At 44.7% G+C, this 23,658-nt stretch carries 19 protein-coding genes; 15 read left to right on the top strand and 4 right to left on the bottom strand.

The genetic code is table 11. From position 1 onward, the window contains the following. Window positions 1-222: 222 nt before the first annotated feature. From IEX60_RS15515 to IEX60_RS15465, 11 genes are all read left to right on the top strand, one after another. Complete coding sequence (locus IEX60_RS15515; RefSeq protein ID WP_188752222.1) at window positions 223-1,866, top strand: vitamin K epoxide reductase family protein; 1,644 nt, start codon at window positions 223-225, stop codon at window positions 1,864-1,866. A gap of 673 nt (window positions 1,867-2,539) precedes the next feature. Then, window positions 2,540-4,123, top strand: a complete 1,584-nt coding sequence (locus IEX60_RS15510; RefSeq protein ID WP_188752221.1) for a TlpA family protein disulfide reductase — start codon at window positions 2,540-2,542, stop codon at window positions 4,121-4,123. Beyond that, window positions 4,120-4,800: a glycosyl transferase gene (locus IEX60_RS15505; protein WP_188752220.1), complete on the top strand. Its 681-nt coding sequence runs from the start codon at window positions 4,120-4,122 to the stop codon at window positions 4,798-4,800. The genes IEX60_RS15510 and IEX60_RS15505 overlap by 4 nt, the downstream gene beginning before the upstream one ends. Then, the gene (locus tag IEX60_RS15500) at window positions 4,793-5,467 is read left to right on the top strand and encodes a glycosyl transferase (RefSeq protein WP_188752219.1); all 675 of its coding nucleotides are present in this window, start codon (window positions 4,793-4,795) and stop codon (window positions 5,465-5,467) included. The genes IEX60_RS15505 and IEX60_RS15500 overlap by 8 nt, the downstream gene beginning before the upstream one ends. Window positions 5,468-5,493: 26 nt before the next feature. After that, window positions 5,494-7,674 carry a peptidase domain-containing ABC transporter gene (locus IEX60_RS15495; RefSeq protein WP_229717591.1) on the top strand — a complete coding sequence of 727 codons (2,181 nt, stop codon included), beginning with the start codon at window positions 5,494-5,496 and terminating at the stop codon, window positions 7,672-7,674. 12 nt (window positions 7,675-7,686) lie between these two features. Further along, the gene (locus tag IEX60_RS15490; protein ID WP_188752218.1) at window positions 7,687-9,018 is read left to right on the top strand and encodes an HlyD family secretion protein; all 1,332 of its coding nucleotides are present in this window, start codon (window positions 7,687-7,689) and stop codon (window positions 9,016-9,018) included. Between the two features lie 165 nt (window positions 9,019-9,183). Next, window positions 9,184-10,878 carry a glycosyltransferase gene (locus tag IEX60_RS15485; protein ID WP_188752217.1) on the top strand — a complete coding sequence of 565 codons (1,695 nt, stop codon included), beginning with the start codon at window positions 9,184-9,186 and terminating at the stop codon, window positions 10,876-10,878. A gap of 15 nt (window positions 10,879-10,893) precedes the next feature. After that, the gene (locus tag IEX60_RS15480) at window positions 10,894-12,105 is read left to right on the top strand and encodes a lanthionine synthetase LanC family protein (protein WP_188752216.1); all 1,212 of its coding nucleotides are present in this window, start codon (window positions 10,894-10,896) and stop codon (window positions 12,103-12,105) included. A gap of 31 nt (window positions 12,106-12,136) precedes the next feature. After that, window positions 12,137-13,387: a lanthionine synthetase LanC family protein gene (locus IEX60_RS15475; RefSeq protein WP_188752215.1), complete on the top strand. Its 1,251-nt coding sequence runs from the start codon at window positions 12,137-12,139 to the stop codon at window positions 13,385-13,387. 54 nt (window positions 13,388-13,441) lie between these two features. Then, window positions 13,442-14,113 carry a DUF5672 family protein gene (locus IEX60_RS15470; RefSeq protein WP_188752213.1) on the top strand — a complete coding sequence of 224 codons (672 nt, stop codon included), beginning with the start codon at window positions 13,442-13,444 and terminating at the stop codon, window positions 14,111-14,113. An 81-nt stretch (window positions 14,114-14,194) separates the two neighbouring features. Beyond that, complete coding sequence (locus IEX60_RS15465; protein WP_188752211.1) at window positions 14,195-14,347, top strand: transposase; 153 nt, start codon at window positions 14,195-14,197, stop codon at window positions 14,345-14,347. 371 nt (window positions 14,348-14,718) lie between these two features. Here IEX60_RS15465 and ypfJ read toward each other — a convergent pair whose 3' ends face one another. Together ypfJ and IEX60_RS15455 are read right to left on the bottom strand one after the other, a co-directional pair. Next, complete coding sequence (gene ypfJ / locus IEX60_RS15460; protein ID WP_188752209.1) at window positions 14,719-15,579, bottom strand: KPN_02809 family neutral zinc metallopeptidase; 861 nt, start codon at window positions 15,577-15,579, stop codon at window positions 14,719-14,721. 78 nt (window positions 15,580-15,657) lie between these two features. Beyond that, entirely contained in the window at window positions 15,658-15,996 is a 339-nt protein-coding gene (locus IEX60_RS15455) for a DUF3276 family protein (protein WP_188752207.1), read from the bottom strand. Window positions 15,997-16,235: 239 nt separating this feature from the next. On the opposite strand from IEX60_RS15455, the gene IEX60_RS15450 reads away from it, so the two are divergent. The 4 genes from IEX60_RS15450 to IEX60_RS15435 are packed head-to-tail and all read left to right on the top strand — an operon-like array spanning window position 16,236 to window position 20,382. Continuing rightward, window positions 16,236-17,120, top strand: coding sequence for a LiaF transmembrane domain-containing protein (locus tag IEX60_RS15450; protein ID WP_188752204.1), 885 nt, complete (start codon window positions 16,236-16,238; stop codon window positions 17,118-17,120). Window positions 17,121-17,128: 8 nt separating this feature from the next. After that, window positions 17,129-18,172, top strand: coding sequence for a sensor histidine kinase (locus IEX60_RS15445; protein ID WP_188752202.1), 1,044 nt, complete (start codon window positions 17,129-17,131; stop codon window positions 18,170-18,172). Continuing rightward, window positions 18,169-18,912, top strand: a complete 744-nt coding sequence (locus IEX60_RS15440; RefSeq protein ID WP_188752200.1) for a LytR/AlgR family response regulator transcription factor — start codon at window positions 18,169-18,171, stop codon at window positions 18,910-18,912. The genes IEX60_RS15445 and IEX60_RS15440 overlap by 4 nt, the downstream gene beginning before the upstream one ends. A gap of 36 nt (window positions 18,913-18,948) precedes the next feature. Then, window positions 18,949-20,382, top strand: coding sequence for a serine hydrolase domain-containing protein (locus tag IEX60_RS15435; protein ID WP_188752198.1), 1,434 nt, complete (start codon window positions 18,949-18,951; stop codon window positions 20,380-20,382). A 7-nt stretch (window positions 20,383-20,389) separates the two neighbouring features. On the opposite strand, the gene IEX60_RS15430 is transcribed toward IEX60_RS15435, so the two are convergent. Further along, entirely contained in the window at window positions 20,390-22,951 is a 2,562-nt protein-coding gene (locus IEX60_RS15430) for an ABC transporter permease (RefSeq protein ID WP_229717590.1), read from the bottom strand. 1 nt (window position 22,952) lies between these two features. Continuing rightward, window positions 22,953-23,648, bottom strand: coding sequence for an ABC transporter ATP-binding protein (locus tag IEX60_RS15425; RefSeq protein WP_188752197.1), 696 nt, complete (start codon window positions 23,646-23,648; stop codon window positions 22,953-22,955). Between the last annotated feature and the right edge of the window lie 10 nt (window positions 23,649-23,658).

The raw sequence follows: 23,658 nt of genomic DNA, 5'->3' as shown, positions 1-23,658 counted from the left end.
TTAAATTATGATACATTGGGATTGAGTAGAATTTTAACCTGATTCTCCCCAAACAAGCATGATATTTTTAACATATTAATGGGGCAAAAGAGGATTGAATGAACGTATTCAGTTCTACTGCCGATTTCAGCACGGATGAGGATTGTTGATGGGACAATATTATGCTCCTCCTCGTACTCCTGAAAAAAACGCGATTAAAATCGAATTATGATAAAACACCTTTTGAAATCGCTAGTAGTACCCCGTATGGAAAATCCGATCCATGCTGCTTATGTATTGGCAAGAAGTCTCGACGTACCCATTTCTAGAACAATGGTGGCAGACGCTATTGAAACGCATCCCGATTATCCAAGTCTGCTGGCGATCAGCGAGGGCCTGCACCAAGTAGGAGTCATAAACAGTGGCTTGCGGATAAGCGCTGAGCAATTATCAGACGTTAAGCCACCCTTTATCGCACAGGTGCGTAATACTAGTGGTCAAATGAAATTTACCGTCGTCCAAAGAGCGGATGAAATGGAAGTTGAATACATGGACACTGAGACGGGGGAATGGACCAAGCAACCAAGGGCGTCCTTTTTAGATTGCTTTTCGGGGGTCATATTACTTGCAGTAGATGAGAAATTACCCATCGAGCACGATTACTCCAGCTTTAGAAAAAAAGAAAGGCAGCAGGTTGTCGGCCGGGTCGCGGCGCTTACAATGCCGCTCTTGGTTGCTTGTACCCTCGCAATGTATTACGTACTGGGCCCATTTCCCGCTCTTGATAACGGCTGGGCTAACACAATATATCTGCTGCTCGCTGTTATAGGCGTCTATATTACCTTACTATTGGTCTGGTACGAAGCCGATACGAATAACCTAGCGCTGCGCCAGGTTTGTTCAGGCGATGCTGATAGAAGCGGTTGTTCCGCATTGCTGGAATCCAAAGGTGCAAACATTTCGGGAACCAGCTGGGCGAAGATAGGCTTCAGCTATTTTCTGGGCGCTTTTCTAATGCTGGCTACTGCCGGATTAACTAATATGCAGGTTCTCCCACTTCTGTCAGTAATTTCCCTGTTGGCCACTACGTATATTGTATTTTCCCTATATTACCAATGGCGTGTGGCCAGACAATGGTGTCGGCTATGCCTGGCCACGCTGGTCATCTTGGCCCTCCAGGCCGGATTGGCCCTGTATACCGGATCGTACAATTATCTTGGTGCTAGTCAGGGGTTGGAAGGGGCAATCATTGATTATGCCATATTTGCAAGCTTGGTTTTCATCGCCGTCCAGCTACTGATTCCCGCATTAAAAGCCGCCCGTCTAGGGCGTAGCCATTGGCTATCGTTCACGCGACTGAAACATGATCCCGGTATCTTTCAAGCTATACTCAGTCAACAACCGACCATTATGGAAACCACACACGGGTTGGGCATAACACTTGGGAATGCGGATGCCAAACACAAAATCGTCAAGGTATGCAATCCTTATTGCGGACCGTGCTCAAAAGCACACGTGATGTTGGAGAGCATTCTTGCAACGAATCCTGAGGTACAGTTGCAGATTATCTTTACGGCTACTGATAGTCAAAAAGACATGAGAGCTGCTCCGGTAAAGCACCTGATGGCAATTGCCGAAAAGAGGGACGACGAATTGACCCAACGGGCCATAGACGACTGGTATCGTTCCATAGACAAAGATTACGCCGCTTTTGCAACTAGATACCCAATGAACGGTGAACTCGAAAAGCAAGGCTTAAAGCTGAAAGCGATGGCGAAATGGTGTGTTAAAACAGGTATCAGTTTCACACCTACGATTTTTGTTAACGGCTACCACTTACCAGAGATATACACGGCAAATGATCTAAAGTACTTGTTAACAAAGTAAAAGAAGGAGGTAGAAAAGTCAAGAAAAAAAGCAACAGAAGAAGAAAAATGAGAATGCACGAATTAAGTAAAGAACTCGTGTTGAACGTATCAGTTTTTGTTATTTAAAATCGGGTAAATTCTTGCCCTAACTTTAGAAAAATGAAAAAGTTAAAATTGGATTTCAAGAATGTAGGGGAAATCCTGACGAGGGAGCAGCTGAAACAAATTGTAGGCGGTGGCACCTGTGCTGTCTATCTACCAAGTGGCTGGACTGCAACAGGAGAATTGAACTGGGACGCTTCAGGTTCTGGACAATCTTCCGATATGGGAGACGGTAATATCGGATCTACTTGGATTCTACGTGGTATATCTAGAACCGACGCGGACAATCTCATGGCTAACACAGCCGGAGATGGCAGACAATGGTGCTGCGATAGCTGCGCTAGTGCGTCTTGGTACTGAAGAAAAGGTCCTCCAACCAATCAAATCATTGCTATGCATTTAATACAAGCATTCAGACACCTTGCATATTAATGATAGATTGTGAAACCTTCCTAACAAAGCAAATAGCAGCTTCCCTGCTATTTGCCCATTGTGTCAAATGAAGGAGAAATATCTGCCACGCAGTGTCATTTGAATAAAACAAAAGCTGCATTCTGGTCAAGTAGTCATTTTTATCAATCGCTTTAACAATGTACGGAGATAGTTTTATAGGTTTTCTAACGTCATTTCTGTTGCTTTTTGGATGTAATAATGCCGAATCAAATAACATTAGCGACAGCAGCGATTCCACCTTTACGCTGATCTTGAAAGACGCGCCGATCATTTCGGACACCGTCGTGGTTAACTCGAATATGAACACCAATATCAAAGCCCTTACCATTTGGGATAATTTCTGGGCTAACCCCATAGAACTTAATGGGCGTGGACCAGATACGATAACCTTCAGCCTGAAAAATGGCCAAGCGATTGTCCAACACAGGTACGACCGATTTTATAAGGCGGAGATTCTCGTCCAAAGCGGCGACACCCTAGAGGTCCGCTATGAGGGCGAGAATCCTATCTTCATGATTACAAACCGGCCGTTTATGCCGATGGACTTGAGCATCGATTCCCTTTTTGTTCGTGCGTTGTACAGTAACGGGTACTATTCGGCTAAACTGATGTTCTTTGCACCTGTACTCAAGTATGCAAATAGTTCCGACTCGACCTCCAATAGGTTTAGTTTCAATATGGACGAAAGCAAAACATGGGGCGAAAAGGCACTAGCCGAATCCATGTTGGAGATGAATATGCTGGACAGCTTAAAAATAAACGCACTCATATCCGAGAACGCCTATGCGCTGAAAAAGGACCAAATACTGTTTGATAGATACCTAATTCAATACAGGCTGGGAATCATCAGTGACGCAGATGTACGTCGTATCATTGAAGGTGCCAAAAATGGAGATGGTCACCTTTTGCCCTACTCGCACTTACTCGGACTCTGTCAGGCATACGAAAGTAAAACACGTAGTTCGGGAACATTTACCCGCCATTTTCGCGAACTTGCCGAATCACCTATTTATCCCGTTCGGATTAAGGAAATTATGCTGTATAACGAGGTGACTTTGGCGGCAGATTTACTACCGGTAGACAGTTTTAAGATGTTAATGCATGCTTTCTCATCGGCGGTTAAAGATACCAATCTAGTGAATGAAATCCGAAATACGTATTTCCTCGATTTCAGTGAGCTTCGTTTGGCCACAGACTCCATGTTTTTAATGGATGGAAGCAAGGCAACGACTACATTATCTGCGATCATTGCAGCAAGTAAAGGTAACGTCATCTATGTGGATCTCTGGGCAAGCTGGTGCGAACCCTGCCGTAAGGTTATGCCAGCCTCGCATCGGTTAAGGGAGGATTATGCGGGCAAGCCTATCCGTTTCATGTACTTGGCGCTTGACCGTAAGTTTGACGATTGGGAGAAAGCAGCAAAGCAGGAAGGCGTATCGGAATTCCCTGGCAGTTTTCTGCTTCTGAACCCGGGTAAATCCGAGTGGGCCAAACAAATTCAACTTGGGGCGATACCTCGTTACCTATTGTACGACGCTGCAGGCCGGTTGGTCCATAAAAATGCTCCTGGTCCAGATGGTAACGAGATAAGGGACTTAATAAATGACTATCTAACCAATGGTGACCACTCTTCCACTTGGGAGAAACAAACGGTCAGAGAAATAAGAATTCAGTCCAAACTGAAGAGCGAATTCGAGGGAAACGAAAATAAAAATCAATGATAATAGATCGAAAGGCACGGATCAAAACTTTTGTAATTAACTTATCAAAGCGCAAGGATCGAAAACAAAGCATAATATCAGAATTCGGAGGAAGGAAAGAATTCGAGGTTTTCATTGTGCCTGCTTCAAGACATAAGATCGGAGCAATCGGCTTATGGAATTCCATATGTCAAATCATACAAAATGCACTGACTGGAAAGGATGATTTCATTATTATTTGCGAAGATGATCATGTCTTTACAAAAGAATACAATACGAAAAGATTATTTGACTCCATATCGATGGCCGGAGAATGGAAGGCTGATGTATTACTGGGTGGAGTAAGTTGGCTGGACTCTACATTGCAAGTAGATAAAGAAATATTCTGGGTGAACAGATTTAATGGACTTCAATTCACGGTAGTCTTCCGAAAATTTTTTGAACGAATTCTGCGCGCAGAATTCGTTCCAGGAGACGATGCAGATCTGAAATTTTCCACGCTTTCCGACGCTGTTTTTTTGTTACATCCATTTATTTCCATCCAGAAAGAATTCGGCTACTCTGATATTACCACAGGCAATGACAAAAAAGGCAAAGTATCGAGTTTATTTAGCGCCCAGACAGAAAAACTCAACCAGCTAAAATCCGTAGCCAGTTATTACAAAATAGAATTTAATAATTATAGACCAAATGATTGATTATTCAGAAATCTCTATTCCCATGTATGTGATCAACCTGCCTGAACGGGAGGATCGGCGTAAGCATATTAGAGAGCAATTCAACGGCAGGGGTGAATTTGCTTTAACAATCGTGGAGGCCTCTGGACATTCGCAAGATTCCTTCAGTCTGTGGAATAGTATTGTCAATATTGTCGATATAGCGATGGTAAAAGATGATGATGTGATCATTATCTGTGAGGATGGCCATGAGTTTACGCCACACTATTCGAAGCAATTTCTTTTTGACAGCATATTACGGGCTTTTGATTTGGGATGCAATATGGTACTGGGCGGTGTAAGTTGGTTCAACCAAGCCATTCCGATTACGAGACAGCTCAGTTGGGTTGATAATTTTTACGGAACCCAATTAATCGTTTTAAACAAATATATGTTTCCTCTTATACGTAGAGAACCATTCGGCGAAAAAGATACCGCTGACGGCAAGCTCTCAGCGTTGACGAGTTTGAAAATGTTAATCTATCCATTTATTTCCGTCCAAAAAGACTTTGGCTACTCAGATATTCGATCTAGCGAATGCCAAGGCAATGGTAGCCTTGCTAATTGTTTTTACAGATCGAATAAGAAGTTGGAAATGCTAATCGACATTTGTGACCGCCATAGTCCCGGCAGGCTAACCAAAATGTAAAAAAGCCTTAGCTATTTAATTTAATCGTGAGACCCTTTCCCCACCACCGTCAACAGGACCAGATGGATTGCGGAGCTACCTGTCTGCGCATCATATGCCGCCACTACGGCCGAAACATTGATATCTATCGCCTGCGTCAACTTTGCCAAGTTACAAAAGGCGGAGTAAATCTTTTGGGCATCAGTGAGGCTGCAGAGAAAATCGGCTTCCGTACACAGGGGGTCAAACTAACTCTGGAACAACTCGATGAGATACACCTTCCCTGCATTCTGCATTGGCGGCAAAACCATTTCGTGGTTCTTTATCGAGTCAAAAAAGGTTATTATCACATCGCTGATCCCGCCAATTGCAAACGTAAGTTGGATAAAAAGGAATTCGCTGCCAATTGGTTCGCTCACGAAGAACTCCATAACGGCATTTCACTATTGCTGAATCAAACCCCGACCTTCTATGAAAGGGAGGAAGATGAGACGAGAACATTGAAATGGAATGCTGTGTTACGCTATTTCGCCACTTATCGCAGGCTTTTCGTCCAGCTTACCCTCGGATTGCTTGTCGGCACGATCCTTCAGCTGGTTACGCCCTTCCTCACCCAGTCGGTAGTCGACATCGGCATCAATACGCGCAACCTAAATTTCATTCATCTTATCCTGATCGCCCAGATTGCCTTGTTTATTGGTCAGGTGGGTGTGGATTTTATCCGATCCTGGATACTACTGCACATCAGTACACGTGTCAACATTTCAATCCTGACTGACATGCTCATCAAACTGATGAAGTTGCCGATGAAATTCTATGAGACGAAGACTACGGGCGACATCATGCAGCGCATGGCGGATCAGCAACGCATTGAAAGTTTCCTGACCGGTTCCATGTTGGGGACAATGTTCTCTTTTATTAATCTAATTGTTTTCGGCTTTGTGCTGGCCTTTTACCATGCAGGGATTTTCTCCATCTTTCTTGGTGCTTCGATTCTCTACACAGGCTGGATCCTGCTCTTCCTTAAAAGTAGGCGCGAACTGGATCACCGCAGGTTTGCTGTCGCCTCTGATAACCAAACTGCCATCGTCGAGCTCGTAGAAGCGATGCAGGAGATCAAACTTAACAATGCCGAACGGCAGAAACGCTGGCTGTGGGAGGGCATACAAGCACGCTTGTTTAGATTCAAGGTAAAGAGCCTTGCTCTTGCACAATACCAACAGGCTGGTTCCATGGCCATCAACCAGCTAAAAAGCATTTTAATCACTTTCTTGAGTGCTAAAGCGGTGATCGATGGTGACCTTACCCTCGGCGGCATGATGGCGATCCAATACATCGTAGGTATGGTCTCTAGTCCAATTGGACAGATCCTCGGGTTCATTCAATCCTATCAAGATGCCCAAATCAGCCTGGAGCGTATTAACGAAATTTACCGCGAACCGGATGAAGAGCCAATGGAAAATGAATGGATGCGTGAGCTACCGAAGGACAAGAGTATCACTTTACTAGGGGTAACGTTCCGCTATCCCGGCGCAGGTAACGAGCCAGTACTCACAGACGTCGACATACGGTTTCCCGAAGGTAAGACCACAGCAATTGTTGGTATGAGTGGTAGTGGAAAAACAACCATACTCAAGCTGATCCTCCGGTTTTTCGAGCCAGAATCCGGAGAGATCCGCGTCGGTCAGCAAAAACTTGCACAGATTGGGTTCTCGTCTTGGCGGGATCAATGTGGGGTTGTCATGCAAGACGGGTTCATCTTTGCCGACACCATCGAGCGCAACATCGCCGTCGGTGATGAGTACCCTGACCCACAAAGGGTGAACCATGCTATAAGAACCGCCAATCTACAGGAGTTTATTGAGGAACAACCCTTTGGCTTGAAGACAAAAATCGGTGTAGCCGGTAAAGGCATTAGCCAAGGACAGCGCCAGCGCCTGTTGATTGCTCGTGCAGTTTACAAAAACCCGCGATATATCTTATTTGACGAAGCCACCAATGCATTGGATGCCAATAATGAGCGAGTAATCATCGACAACCTCATCGGCTTTCTTGAAGGCCGAACGGCTATCATCGTAGCACACCGGCTCAGCACAGTAAGCCATGCCGATAACATCTTAGTACTGGACAAAGGCAGGATCGTTGAACAGGGAACACATTGGGAACTAACCGAACGAAGGGGTGAATATTACCAACTGGTCAAAAATCAGCTAGAATTAGGCAATTAATAAGCTATTACCATGGAGCAACAGTCACCGCAGCCAACGATCACCCATATTACAGTGGGTAGGAGTGCATCACACAATGGGCGGCAAATCCATTCTGAAGATGTGCAGGATATCATCAGCGCCCCGCCCGCTGCGCTAATGAGGTGGGGCATTACCTGGGTGTTGGTGGTGCTACTAGTCATCGTAGCGTTATCTGTATTTATCAAGTATCCCGATGTGGTGATTGCCCCAATCCGTGTCAATGCGGTCAATGCGCCCAAGCCCGTTGTCAGCAGGGTGGCCGGCAATCTCGTCAATATTCTGGTTGAAGACGGCCAAGCTGTTAAACAGGGGCAGGAATTGGCCTGGATGGAAAGCACGGCCGATCATCAGCAGGTATTGGATATGCTGGAAAGACTGGAACGCATTCGAGACAGCTTGTATACGCCCGAAGGGACAGTATCAGATGATTTTGTCTCACCCTCGAGGATCCGGTTGGGGGAGTTACAGCCGGGATACCAGGCCTTTTACCAGTCATACCTAAGCTACCGGGCTGCCAAAGAAGACGGCATCTACCGGAAACAACGGGATTATCTTCTCCGCGACATGGTAAACATTGGCCAGCAAAGGGCCCAATTAGTCAAACAACAAGAGCTGCAACAGCGGGAATTTAATATCGCTGAAACCGAATTCATGCGCTATGAGCAACTTGCGGATAAGAAAGTAATCTCACCTGCCGAATACCAAAAGGAACGGGCCGCACTGCTCGCTAAGCAGCATCCCCTACAACAAACAGCATCAAGCCTGCTTTCCATCGAGGCTGCACGCATGGGCAAAACTAGGGAACTGGCCGATCTGGACAATAAAATCGCGGAGGAGCGAGCGAAGTTCCAGCAAGCGCTTAACAGCTTAGTCAGCGAGATGCAGCAATGGAAGATGCTAAATGTGCTTACGGCCCCGACACCGGGCTCCGTCATCTTCTCTGGGATTATCCAACCATACCAGCATATCGAGAGCGGAAGGGAGGTATTCCTTGTCAACGCCGGTAGTACAGATTTCTTCGGCGAAGCGGTCATCCCGCAGCTCAATATGGGGAAGGTAAAAGTCGGGCTGCAGGTATTAGTCAAACTCGCAAGCTATCCGTTCGAGGAATATGGGGTCGTATTGGGAACAGTGGCTAAGCTTAATAAGGTACCCTACCGGGATAGCATCTTCCTTTCACGCGTGGATTTCAAGCCTATGGAATCTGGCAGCCCGATTTATTTAACCACGGGCATGATCGGTACGGCAGAAATAATCACCGAGGATGCTACACTGATGCAGCGATTACTGCGGAGTATGCGACTAGTGATGGAACGCAGGTGACGCTGCTTAGTATATCCCTATCACTTTTGAATACGTCGATATTTGACATTAAGAAAGGATCTGTTTTGCAACCCAAAGGTAAAAACAACCCTGCTTTCCCTTTTTTAATCTTTTAGAACGCCTTTAGAAACCAATGTTGCCTTACAGAATATAAATCAAAAAACGATGACAGGACAAACTCTTCTAACCATAGCTTATTCGAGCAACTATACCGCCGAACAAAACGAAATTTTTGAACGTATGCTTTTGCGAACGTCGGGGTTTCCACACGAAAATATAACAATTCAGAAATACGAGAATTTCAATCAGTTTTCTTTAAGCGAAGTATATAACAAAGCGCTTATTGATTCAGACTCCGAAACAATTCTATTCATTCATAACGATACTTTGTTTTTAGAAAATGATTGGGGACCAAGTTTAGTTAAAGTATTGGCAGAAAGCGAATACGGCATTTTAGGAATTGCCGGAACTGCTGAGCTTAATGAAAAGCGAGACAAAGGCGCATGGTTTGATAGCGGCCAAGACAATACTTTAGGGCTGATATTTCATCCACATCATAAAGATGGCATCATAGATTTATGGTGGAGCGGAAAAGCCAGCCTGATTACTCCGGCGGTAGTCGTTGACGGGGTCTTTCTGTTAGTAAATAGATCAAGAATAAAAGAGAATTTTGACGAAGATTTCAAAGGCTATCATTTCTACGATGTTTCGTTTTGCATCCGTAATTTCAAATGTGGAGTAAAAATAGGTGTAATAACGAATCACAGCATTAAACTTTACCACAATTCGACTGGAAACCTAACGCCCGAGTGGGAGGAAAATCGAAATTTGTTTCTTCGCAAATACCCTGGAAACTTCCTTGCCGAAAGGATCAACGATGTCGAACTAGAGTCTTATAACCCCTTTCCTATTGAAAATATGCAAAGGTTTGTTCATATAATCATACTCACGAAAGATCAACTTAAGCTGCTTTTTGATTTATTAGATTCCATTTTTACAACCACTGTCTATGCGAATTATTGTGTTTGGATAGGTGATACTGGATCCGAAGAACCAAATAAAGTTTTGATTAGACAAAAACTTGAGGAGTTAAATAATAAATCGGACGCAAAAAACTCGCTTAGCAAAACTAAAAGAGGAATTAGCCACTATAATTTCTTAGATATTGGATTTTACCATTATTCTAAAGTAAATAATCTGATTGTCTCGCTCTTAGCACAGCAAGGGCATTGTGTAGTGGATGATTTTCTTTTATTCTGCAACAACGATGTGAAATTTATAAACCATTGTATCGACGGCTGCTTATATGAATACGAGCAAAAATCTAAGGAAGGCGTAAATATTGGCACACTAGGAATTAAACTGCTTTTTGAAAACAATAGAATTCAACACCTTGGCATAGATATATTCCACCGAGGAGACAATAGAATTTTTATTTCACATCGCTTTCTAGGATACCGTTATGGATTTAGTACAGAGAGCGAATATACAGTTGGGAATACGGGAGCATTCATGTTTGTTGAATATGAGACTTTTAAGAAAGTTGGGGGATTTAACGAATCGTATAAAGATGTTTATCAAGATGTTGAGTTCAACCTAGAGTGCCTGAAGCACGGGCTAAAAAATATAACATTAGGAAGTTTGGTAGCATATCACTATGAATCTCAAACGAGAGCAAGCGACTCAAGTATCTGGGGAAAATCAGCGAAAGATTGGAGTGATATACTCTTCCCTTATATCATTAGCAATCTCCACCTTTCTAAATATTTTCGAATCGTTGAAGACGTTTATGAGAAAGGCGTATATAATAAATTAATCGATATTAATTATGAAAAACGCTATTCGATAGTGAAAAAATAACAAATAGATTTAGAGATGAACCGCACCGGCAAAGAAACTTATAAATATTGCAATCATTTACCTATTAAAGATTCTGATAAGGAAAATGCCAGAACAATTCTATCGAATCTCTCAAAAATGTTATCGATATCCCCAATCTCTTCAAATGGACTTTTTAAAGGGGATATGGGGCTATGTGTGTTTCTTTTGGAATACTCGAAATTTACAAATGACATACGACTCACAAACACAGCTTTTTCTCGTCTAGAGAAAAATTTCATTTCTATTAAAAGCCCCAAAAACGACTGGACATTTAATGAATTTAACAACATATATTCGATGAAATGCGGCTTTTTAGGTGTGGATATTGGTTTAACTTTCTGCCATGAAAGTCGGTATTTTGAAGTCGATCAGGACACATTTTCCTCTCTGGATTCGTTAATCAATAAATATCTATTCGTTGATAATCTTTTAGATTTTTCTGTCTCCACGGGTATGGTAGGAATTGGTTTGTATCTAATTGGTAAGTTAAAGTCTACTAGGATATCCACCCCAGAAATAAAAAGTGAAAATCTTGAACTCTTAAAAAAAGTATTACGGTATACAGAGCTTTCATTTGGGAACAAGATAAGCACAGACTTTAATATGACTAGATACATTAGTGACTTATATATCGACAAAATCGAACACTCCTTTATACCATTATTATGTGATGCGCATTTTGTATTTCAAGACAAAGCCGAGTTTTTAGAAAAGCTAAGAAATGCTTCGTATAAGCTTTTATTCCTTCAACGAAAAAAAAACATCGGTGCGTTGTGGAGTGAATACGATACATTATTACTTGCTAATTCACTCTATATAGCTTCTACATATTTGAACGATAAAAGATTAGCGCAATGGGCCGTTCATTTTGCAGAAAGCGCTGTCCAATCTAATTTTGACAACTATACCAGCAATCTATCTTTTGGAAATGGGTTGGCTGGAATCATGTATATTTGCCACAAACTCCATCGATTCCAAAATTCACCATTTTTGCGTAAAGCAATTATTCAAGCCTACCGCATGATACTTGCGGATTTGGAGAAACGTATTATCAGCGATAAAATTAAAGATTCAGATCACAGTCTTTGCTATGGTTTATCAGGAACTGCAATTACAATCTTGTCTATTATTTCTGAAGACCCGTCGAATTGGGATTCCCTACTTGGCTTAGGCAGACCATATCAATATGTAAATAAAGTACAGTGAGAAAAGCGTAAATTAATACTTTTTCTAGAACATGGAATTACCTCCTTTCGAAATGAACAACTCCATACCGCCATCACTTTGTAAACCACAACCTCATCCTATATATCATGGGCTATATAGTGATAAAATTAAAAACGTGCTTCACATTATAGCCGAAGGCCATTTGGCGAATGGAGATCTTTTGAACAATAATGGCCTACTTAATGGACGAATGGGGCTAGCCCTTTTCTATTATTATTATTATGAATATACACAAAACGAAAAATACGCTGAAATAGGCGGCAAGCTAGTCACTGAAGCAGTAGAAAACATCGTGAGTTCAAAAACCATTAATCCCTATCTTGCTAACGGGCTGACTGGAATATTATGGGGATTAAATATTCTTTATCAGCGTGGATACCTTGCTGATCCACCTATGGAAATCTTTAGTATTGAAACATATAACTATTTAGAAACAGTAGCGTATCGAGCTGTCGCTTTAGAAAACAACGATTATCTTTTTGGTTCTTTAGGAATCATCGCCTTTTTAAACTCAGAAGATTGGGATGTTACTGGGCTTTTAGCGGAAATTATGAAAAATAAAGCACTTCAAAAACCTATTAGGAGGTCAAAGAAGATGTTGACATCCTTATCTTATAAAGATAACCTGACGCTAGCGCACGGTGAAGCAGGTTTTTTAGCTGTTTTGCGGCAGGTGTCCAAGAAGGGAAAGAATATAGAAAAAGTGAGAATTATGATCGAACAAGTGTGTTGTAAGCTAATGACTATCATAACTACCACTAGACGTGACTCTTTATTTTTTCCCGATTTTTTCAATGACAGTTTTAATTATGATAGACGCCCGAGCTCTAAGTTGGCTTGGTCTACAGGAGAGTTAAGCATTAGTTATAACTTGTTAGATGCTTTGGAATATTTAGGGGAAAACGTTTTGGCATCTAAAATCTCTGAGCATGTTAAGCAATGCGCTAGCTATACTACCGACAAAAATTCAGCGCAAGATATATTTTTCTGTCAAGGTAGCATCGGGTATACATATTTATTTCATAAACTTCGTCAAAAATTTGAATTAAATAATCTATCAACCGCTATTGACTATTGGCTAAAGACGATCCTTGACTATTATGGTGATAGAACGTCTTCTCTTGACAGTTACAGGAGCAACTTTCCATCGACTCTAAGATTTGGCATACTGAACGGAAGTAGCGGTGTAGGGCTCGGTTTGATGGGCATTGCTTCAGGAGAGGCAAGCGACAAGTGTTGGGACAAAATATTATTACTTTAAAAAGTGGAGACGCTTTATTCCTATCGCAATTAAACTACTTTAATAAATAAGGCAATGTTACAATTAAAAGATGTGACCTTGGTCGGTGTAGATTGTGTAAATATCGAAAGATTAATACTGGCCGCGGAAATCTCGCAAAAAGAAATAAATTTTGGCGCAATAAAATTGTTGAGCAGTATCCGATGCAATTCTCCATATATTATTCCCATTGAGCCATTGAAGACCGTTGAACAGTATAGCGAATTTATGATTAAGAAATTATACCAATATATTGATACGCCTTTTGCGCTTGTAATTCAGTGGGACGGTTTCGTTCTTAATCCCAAAGGGTGGAGAAATCAGTTCCTAAGCTATGATTATATAGGGGCTCCTTGGAACGATAAATGTGTTGGCAATGGTGGGTTTAGTCTTAGAAGTCGTTCTCTATTGAAAGCTCTTTCAGAAGACAATACGATCTCACAATTTCATCCGGAAGACTTCATAATCTGCAGAGTCCACAGACAGCATTTAGAAAAACAAGGCTTCTTATTCGCTGACGATGAAACAGCTCTAAAATTTAGTATTGAATCCCGACCGTGGGATGGTCAATTTGGGTTTCACCAAACAGATATATCGAAGTCGGATTTCTTATCTTTATTAGATAAAGAGTGGTATTCTTTGATGATTGAGTCATACATCAATATCCATCAATGCAAAATAAACTTGCAAGGACAGCGGAATTACTAATTGCACAACAATCCAACTGTAACCCTTCCAAAAAATCGGACTGGTTGGAATGCGAGAATTCGTAACTTTAACCACAGAACGATGAAAAAGACAAGAATCAGAGAGAGCCAGATCGTTTCGGCTATCAAACAACACGAGTCAGGTAAATCCACGGCGGATATCTGCCGTGAACTGGGTGTGCACCAAGCCACTTTTTATAACTGGAAGAAGAAGTACGCAGGCATGCACAGCTGATTGGAATTTTTTAGTTTTGGATGTAGCTAGTTAGGGTAAGATTACAATTTGGAACTTCCCCACCCGAAACGACAGAAAAGGTTTCGTCTAAAATAAAGAATACACGATACAGGATGTTGTTTTTGGTCGTAAGACGAACGCATCTGTCAGTCTATCGTAAGCATAATTATAGTGGATTGACTAGTTTTATCCCTTTTTGCTTTAGCGTTTCCTTCGAGATTTTTCCTTTGATGTATGAGCACACCGCTTCCTTGTCAGCAACCATTTTGGCTACTAACTTCACAATTGCTTCTTTTTTCACAGTTTGTTTTTCCATATCTGACACAAAGGTACAAAATGTTTTTAGATTTCAGACGGGCCAGTATGAATTCCTACTGCAAACTTGGATCATTGAACGTATCCCCTTGCTGCATATCGCCTGTATCAAACCCCTTTTTGAACCAGTATGCCCGCTGTTCGGAAGTGCCGTGGGTGAACGCTTCCGGCACCACATGTCCCTGTGATTGCATCTGCAGCCGGTCGTCGCCAACGGCTGCGGCGGCTTCCATCCCCTGGCGGATGTCGTTATACTCCAGCGAAACGTCCGAATTTTTGTTGGCGTGGTGTGCCCACACACCGGCATAAAAATCAGCCTGCAACTCCAGCATTACCTGCACCTTGTTGTATTGAACCTCGCTGAGCTGCTGCCTGGCTGCATTCACTTTGTCCATAGCGCCGGTTAGCTTTTGGATGTGGTGCCCCACTTCGTGCGCCAACACATAGGCCATCGCAAATTCGCCTGTTGCACCGAATCGGTTGTGTAATTCGTCGTTGAAACTGAGGTCAATGTATACTTTTTCATCCGCCGGGCAATAAAAAGGGCCGTATGCAGAAGCGCCCATCCCGCAGCCATCCGTAGGTGTCTGATCCCGGTAAAGCACCAACGTATTCGGGCGGAATTGCAATCCTTCAGAACGGAGAACTGTCTGCCACACATCTTCGGTGCTCGCATGGACCACCTTGACCAGTTCCGTCAGTTCCTGTTCTTCGGCACTGATTTCAACAGGTCCTTCCGTGGTCTGTGTGCCGGTGCTTTGCAGTTGCTCCAGCATCTGCTGTGGATCTCCGCCCAACAACAGCCCTACAATCAGCACGATAATGCCGCCGACACCGCCCAGTGCCAGTTTCCCGCCAGAGGACATCCCCCGGCGATCCTCAAAATTATCACTTTGTCTGCCACCTTTCCAACGCATGATCTTGAAATTATTTGGATACTAAAAAAGCCTTACATCAATGCAAGGCTTTCCTATGATCAGATTATTATTTATAGGCTAAAAAGAAAAGTCATCTTTGGAATCGACATCCTCCGCTACCCCCACACCGTTATTTTCAAAACCGGGTTCATAACGCTTTTCCACAACTTCCTGGTGCGCCTTGATGTAATCAACCACTTCATTCAATCCTTCCGCGAACTTTTCAAAATCCTCTTTATACAGGAATATCTTATGCTTGATGAATACACCGTCTTCAAATCGCTTCTTACTCTCCGTGACCGTGATGTAATAATCATTGGATCGCGTTGCCTTTACATCGAAAAAATAAGTGCGCTTGCCCGCCCTTACCTTTTTTGAAAAAACCTCCTCACGCTCTTTGTTGTCAAAATCTCCCATTGTTAAGCTTTTTATTTCTTATTGTCAGAATCGGGATAAATATAAAAGAATTTAGTTTATTAATGCAAATCTTTCCCTTAAATTGTAAAAATATTTTTCACTTGGAATGTTTACCGAAATAAATCCGCAATTCACCGAGAAAAAGTAACCTGTTACCTAATCGGGCTTGCAGAACGTGTGGAATCCATATACCTTTGGATAAGTAATTTTTTTGAACGTAAAGGGTTTAACAATAGATCATGAATAGACAACATCATCCGACGCATAGCAGTTCCAACGCAGGTAGAATGTGGGCAGGGATCATTATTGTGGGCATTGGTACCGTATTACTTGCAGGAAAATTGGGGCTCGGCTGGCTTTTCCCCCCCTGGATATTCAATTGGGGAAACCTATGGCCGGTCATCCTCATTGCTGTCGGCCTTATGATCGGAGGAAACTCGAATTTCAGAAATCCCGCATCGTATATATTACTGGGATTAGGGTTGTTTTTTCTGCTCCGGAACATCGCGTATTTTGACATCGGCCCGTTTTTATGGCCCGCCATTATCATCGGTATAGGTTTATGGCTGTTATTGGGTAAGGGAAGGCCCGGCCCCCGTCCGCCAAGGCGTGACCGACGTCACAGGTTCCGCGACCGGTTCGATTCCGGCGGAGACTATGAATGGGACAAACGTGTGGTAAACGAACAACCCGACAGCCCTGCACCCGGCGGGGCTGCCGCATTTAACGAACCTACTGCATTCAGCGAAACGGAAGAACCCGAAGGATATACGAACTTTTCAACCGACGATTACCTGAAGTCCACCTCCGTTTTCAGTGATGTGAAAAAGACAATCATTTCCAAACACTTCCAAGGCGGTGAAGTGATTAACATTTTCGGAGGCACGGATATCAATCTGATTCAGGCCGATATTCAAGAGCCTATCGTCATTGATGTATTTCAGATTTTCGCGGGAATAAAAATCATCGTACCTTCCCATTGGAAAATTCATTCTGACGTGGTGTCGGTATTCGGCGAAGTGGACGACAAGCGGTTTACACACGGCATCCCCCACGACGAGCAAAAAGTGGTCTACATCAAGGGGACCTCCATATTCGGAGGGATTACCATTAAAAGCATTTAATTGACCCAGTGAGCAGTATCCCCTATACATCTTCCAGACAGCGATTGATAAACATCAGCTGTTTTATAATCTGGGTCATTTGTGCATTTATTCAGACAGCGCTGCTTTGGTGGTTCGGGGTCGATATCAATTTAGCTTTAAACGACAGCCTGATAAGCGCCACACTGACCTCCCTTTGCTGTTATGTCATTGCCAATGCATTAAATCATTACCTTCCCCGGCGAAAGGGTTATTTCTACATTGTCATCTGGGGTCTCGTGCTGGCCGCTATCAGTGTCTCACTGGATCGCTGGATCCTGCAATACATCATTCACGACCAAAATTACCTCAGCCAGATTGATCTGTCGTTACCCCTGCGTTTTTTCGTCAATGCACTGCTCATTGCCTGGATTGCCATGATCAATATTCTTTGGAACATTCAGCAGGAGCACAAGGAAAATGAGCAGCGGAAAGCCGATGCGGAACGGCTTGCACGGGAAGCGGAGCTTTACAACCTCCGGCAGCAACTTCAACCCCACTTTCTATTTAACAGTCTCAACTCCATCATTGCGCTGATTGGACGCAAGCCCGAAGAAGCCCGCAATATGACCTTTCAGTTGTCGGATTTTTTACGGGGCACCCTGCGTAAGGATGACCAGCAATTGATTGCCCTGAAAGATGAACTGGAACACCTGCAACTGTATTTGTCTATCGAAAAAGTACGCTTCGGGCATCGGCTGGAAACCCAGGTAACCTATGACGAAGCGTGCCTGACCAAAACACTGCCTGCCATGATCATGCAGCCATTGGTGGAAAACGCCATAAAATACGGATTGTATGACACCACGGAAAAAGTAACCATCGGGGTAGCCTGTACCTGCAATAATCACATGCTGGAAATACAAATCGAGAACCCGTACGATAGCCAAAGTAACAAACCGCGCAGAGGTACAGGATTTGGACTCCGCGGTGTGCAACGTCGCCTGTTTTTATTGTTTGGACGGACAGATTTGTTGGAAACTCACGCAACAACACATATCTTTACCAGCATAATCAAGATCCCCCAACTATGATTAAAACGGTATTGATAGATGATGAACCTTTGGCTAGGAGCATGGTGGCTGAATACCTGGAAAGCTACCCTCAAATAACCGTCGTAGCCGAGTGCAACGACGGTTTTGAAGGTGCCAAGGCGATCATGCAATACCAACCGGATCTCATATTCCTCGACATACAAATGCCGAAAATCAATGGGTTTGAAATGCTGGAAATCATTGACAGGCAACCGGCTGTTATTTTTACGACCGCCTTTGATGACCATGCGATCCGGGCATTTGAACAGCATGCGGTTGATTATTTGCTGAAGCCGATCTCCAAAACCCGCTTTGATCAGGCTGTGACGAAGTTTCTCGATACGCGCGGGCTGGCAGCCGACCGGGAAAACACACGGAAGCTGATTGATGACGTCAGCCATACAGGGGGCAAACTCGAACGTGTGGTCGTAAAGACCGGTACCAAGATCAAAATCATTCCCACAGCCAGTATTATTTACCTGGAAGCAGATGACGACTATGTAAAAATCCACACGGATGAAGGCACATTTATGAAAAACAAAACCATGGCTTCCTTTGAAGAGCAGCTGGATCCGCTTCAATTCGTCCGCGTGCACCGTTCATTCCTTGTTAAAATCGATCACATAATCCGTTTGGAACCCCACGAAAAAGACAGCCATATCGCTGTACTTTCGGATGGAAAAAAAGTAAGCGTCAGTAAAAACGGCTACGCGCGTCTGAAACAATTATTAGGAATGTAACTACGTTTCACGTAATTTTGCCGGATGTTTGGAATCATGATCAGAACCCTCTGTTTTTTACTCGCTTTACTGCCTCTATATTCGGCCTTTGCCCAAGAAGAAGATACACCCCGGAGAATCAACCAGGCAGTATTCAATAAGATAGAGTATCATTTCAATCAACAGGAGACGGATTCGATCTATGCCTTGGGTAGCTCAAAATTCAAGCAATCTCTTTCGTTGCAGGCATTCCAAACCGTCATGTCCCAGCAACTTTATCCACTGGGGCAAATTCAGTCAGCCGAATTAAAAACCTTCGAAAAGGGTACCGGTACCTATAAGTTAAACTTTATCAGTACTCCGCTGCAATTGGTCTTGGGGCTTGACAGCCTGAATAAAATTGATGTTTTTCTTTTTCAGCCGTATGCGGGCGATCCGGTACCGGAGAAAAATGCAGCCGTCGAATCGAGTAATGCGGCAGCCTCCAAGTTTGATCGGTATGTAGATTCCGTTGCGCTAAGCTATAGCCGCAAGGGCCATACGCATGCGTTAGCCATCGGCATCATCAATGCCGGAAAGACCAGCGGTTTTTATTACGGGGAAACCGAAAAAAACAACAAGCAGCTTCCGGATGAAAACACGCTGTTTGAGATCGGTTCAATCAGCAAAACCTTTACCGCAACACTGCTAGCCTATCTGGTTCAAACCCAGCAGGTAAATCTGGAAGATTCCATCACCAAATACCTGCCTGACTCGGTAGCAGAAAACCCCGACCTGCAACGCATTACCCTGATGCACCTGGCCAACCATACGTCGGGTCTGCCCCGTATGCCCGGCAACCTCGACGCAACGGCTGCCGGCCATCCCTTGGATCCCTATAAAAGTTATACCAAAGAACACCTGTACAGCTATCTGAAAGCCTACAAAGCAACTGTTCCGCCGGATTCCATGTACCAGTACAGCAACCTCGGATTCGGAATACTGGGCGACATTCTTTCCACCGTCTATGGAAAACCATACAATGAGATGGTGAAGGAAATCATCTGCCAGCCTTTGGGGATGAAAAACACGACCGAACATCCCGATCCCGACAGCCAATACGTGGCAAAGGGATATAACGAAAAAGGCCAGGAAACCCCGTTATGGACATTTGATGCATTTACGGCACACGGCTCACTTAAATCTACGGTATCCGATTTGCTTTTGTATGCAAAGGCTCATTTTAAAATGCCGGAAACCGATTTGGAGCATGCCTTGGCACTGACCCGCCAATTCACCTATTTCAATCCCCCCGATACCGACATCGGCTTGGCCTGGCATATGAACGTCGTGGGCGATGAACTTATTTATTGGCACAACGGTGGTACATTCGGCAGCAGCAGCTACCTCGCATTGACACCCGACCGGAAAATGGCCATCGTTGTATTGTCCAACACGGCGGAACCGGTGGACTCCGTTGCCCTGGCGATCTTAAAATATATGCTGAATTAATTTCCTGTCATATATCCTTACGCAGGATTTCAAGCGGCGGCCGCAGGGTAATCCCCCTGCTGTTGAAAAGGCCAACCAACACCGTAATTGCCGTAACCCCGATGATCAGCAGCCCCATTGCAAGTAAATTGGGGGCAAACGGCACCTCAAAACTGAATGCAGCCAATGCCCAGCTTCCTGCCAAGGCAAGTACAACTCCTGCAAATGCAGCCAGCAAGCCCAAAAATAAATATTCCAATGCGGTAATGACCAAAATCTGCTTTCTTGAGGCACCCATGGTGCGCAACAGCACACTCTCTTTGATCCGCTGGTATTTGCTGATCATCACCGAGGCAACCAATACCACAAAACCCGTGAGCATGCTAAATCCACCCATGAAACGGACAACAAACCCGATTTTATCTAAAATCTCATCCAATACGGACAAAATCAATCCCAGATCAATAATGGATACATTGGGAAATTGCGTAACCACCGCTTGCTGCATCCGGGCAGACACCGACTCGTCGGGCACACGGGTCATCAGTACGTGGAATTGTGGCGCGTTGTCAATCACACCCATCGGAAAAATCAACCTGAAATTGGTTTGCACGCGGTTCCAGTCTACTTCCCGCAAACTGCCCACCAGGGTCGGTATGCGCACGCCCTGCACATTAAACAAAAGCGTATCACCCACCGATACGTGGATCCGGTTTGCATACCCCTCTTCCAACGATACGCGTGGCATCTCTCCCCGTGCAGCTTCCCCCATCCACGTTCCTGCAGTGATTTTTTCCGAATCGATCAGGCTGTCCCGGTACGTTGCCCGCAACTCGCCTCCCAGCGCGCGCCGTGATACCTGAAGGGTACTATCGGCCCGGGCCTGGTCAGCCGTAATTCCGTTGATGGCTTCCAACTGCACGGTTACAATCGGCACCTGATCGATTACGGGCAGTCCCTGCTCTTTAACCAATTCAGCCACCCGCTGCTTTTGGGAAGTCTGTATGTCAAAAAGCACCATATTGGGCTGGTTTCCGCTTGACGATAACGATACACGCGAAATGAGCATTTCCTGGACCAGCAACAGGGTGGCAATGAAGGCCGTTCCGAGTCCGATTGAAATCACCAGGATAACCGTTTGGTTGTTGGGACGGAATAAGTTGGAAAGCCCCTGTCTCCACAAATAACTCCATGAGGCGGGAAAAAAGCGCCGGACCAACCAGATCAGCAAGCTCGCCGTGGCAAATAGCACCATAAAGGATACCGCAACACCTGCGGTAAATGCGAGCGTCTGCAAGAAGCCGCTCAATTGCAGATAGGCATAACCGAAGATAAACAAGGCAATTAAGCCGTAGACCAGCCAACTCAGTCTGTCTCTGATCGGACTGGGGGTATCCAGCGATAGCCGCAGGGTATTCAGTGGCGCGATATTCCGGATACCGATCAGGGGTAGTAAGGCAAACAGGACGGATATCCAAACGCCTAAGCCGATGCCCTGCAGAATGGCGCTCCACGATACATCCGTGCTGATGGCAACGGGAACAAAATCTTTAAACACCAACGGTAAGAGTTGTTGGACACCAGTACCCAGTATCGCACCGATAAGCGAGCCGATGAAGCCCACACCCATAACCTGTACGAGAAAAATCAAAAATGCCTGTTTTGAACTGGCTCCCAGGCAGCGTAAAATGGCAATGCTGTTCAGCTTTTCCTTAATGTAGATATGAATGGCACTTGAAACACCGATACATCCCAGCAACAGGGCAACAAACCCCACCAATGATAAAAACTTGCTTAAGTCGGAAAACGACCTTCCGGTTTCCTCCTTCCGTGACGCAATCGTATCGTACCCCATCCGGTGTACCTCCAGCAATGAATCCAGACCTTTGGCGAGTACATCCGCATCCCTTCCACCCGGTAAATGGAAATAATAGCTATAGTTGATCCGACTTCCCTTTTGGTTAAGTCCGGTTGCATCCAGGTACGCCATGGGAATGAACACAGCCGGCGCAATGGTGGTAGAGATTCCGCTTTGGCCGGGTGCCTGGTTCAGGCGCCCGGCAATCTCAAATAGCACTTCACCTACCTTAATGGAATCGCCCACTTCTGCTCCAAACTGCAACAGGAGCGTTTTATCAACCAATGCCTGCCGGTGGTTCCGGAATTCCCTTCCCGCGGCCTCTGGCACTGTTTCTAGTTTGCCATAATAGGGAAAGTCTCCTCCCAAAGCCCGTATCTGCACCAACCGCGTCCCCCCGCTCTTGGGAAACAACACCATCGATGCGAAACTCTGCTCCTCAGCATGCGCCCTGCTCAGCCCCCTGACCGAATCAATGATTCCTTGCTCCCCCTCTTCAAGTGAATGGTTGCTACTGATCACCAAATCGGCGCCTACGAGCGTCGCTGCCTGATTGTCGATATCCTTTTCAAAGTTATCACCCAAAGCGTAGATTGCAACCAGCGCGGCAATTCCGATGATAATGGAGGAAACAAACAAAAACAGCCGGGAACGGCTCCGCCGGCTGTCCCGCCACGCCATCCGGACTATCCAGCCCGCTGCCAGCTTCGGTCGTGTATAAGGGACTTCCATCTTACAATTCCTTCGGCTGTGTAACCTCATCCGAAACCACGGCTCCCCCTTTCATGCGGATAATGCGCTGGGTCTTAAATGCCAGATCCATATCGTGCGTTACCAGTACCAGCGTAGTTCCCATGTCCTTATTGAGATCAAACAACAGGCGTTCAATCGTATCGCTGGTTTCAGCATCCAGGTTTCCAGTCGGCTCATCGGCAAACAAAATCCGGGGGGAATTGGAAAATGCCCGCGCAATCGAAACCCGCTGCTGCTCACCTCCCGACAGCTGCAAGGGGTAATGATGGCTCCGGTCGGCCAATCCCACCTTATCCAGCAATTCCAACGCCCGATTCCTGCTGTTGCGCTCACCGCGCAGTTCGAGGGGTACCCTAACATTTTCCAGCGCTGTCAACGTAGGCAATAACTGGAAATTCTGGAAAATAAAACCCACGTACTGATTCCGTACACCCGCGCGGTCGTCCTCGCCCAGCGTATCCAGGCAAATCCCGTTTAACACGATACTTCCCGTACTGGCCCGATCCAATCCGGCACATAATCCCAGTAACGTAGTTTTTCCACTCCCCGAAGGCCCCACAATCGACACGGCTGATGCCGCTTCAACGTCAAAATTGATCCGGTGCAAAACCGTTAAGGAGTTACCCGCGCTTTCGTAGGTTTTACCCACATCTTTTACACTTAATATCGTCGACACGTAAGATTCA

This window comes from Parapedobacter defluvii (assembly GCF_014642075.1).
In the GTDB taxonomy this organism is placed as follows: domain Bacteria; phylum Bacteroidota; class Bacteroidia; order Sphingobacteriales; family Sphingobacteriaceae; genus Parapedobacter; species Parapedobacter defluvii.
This window is presented reverse-complemented; position numbering and strand designations above follow the sequence as displayed.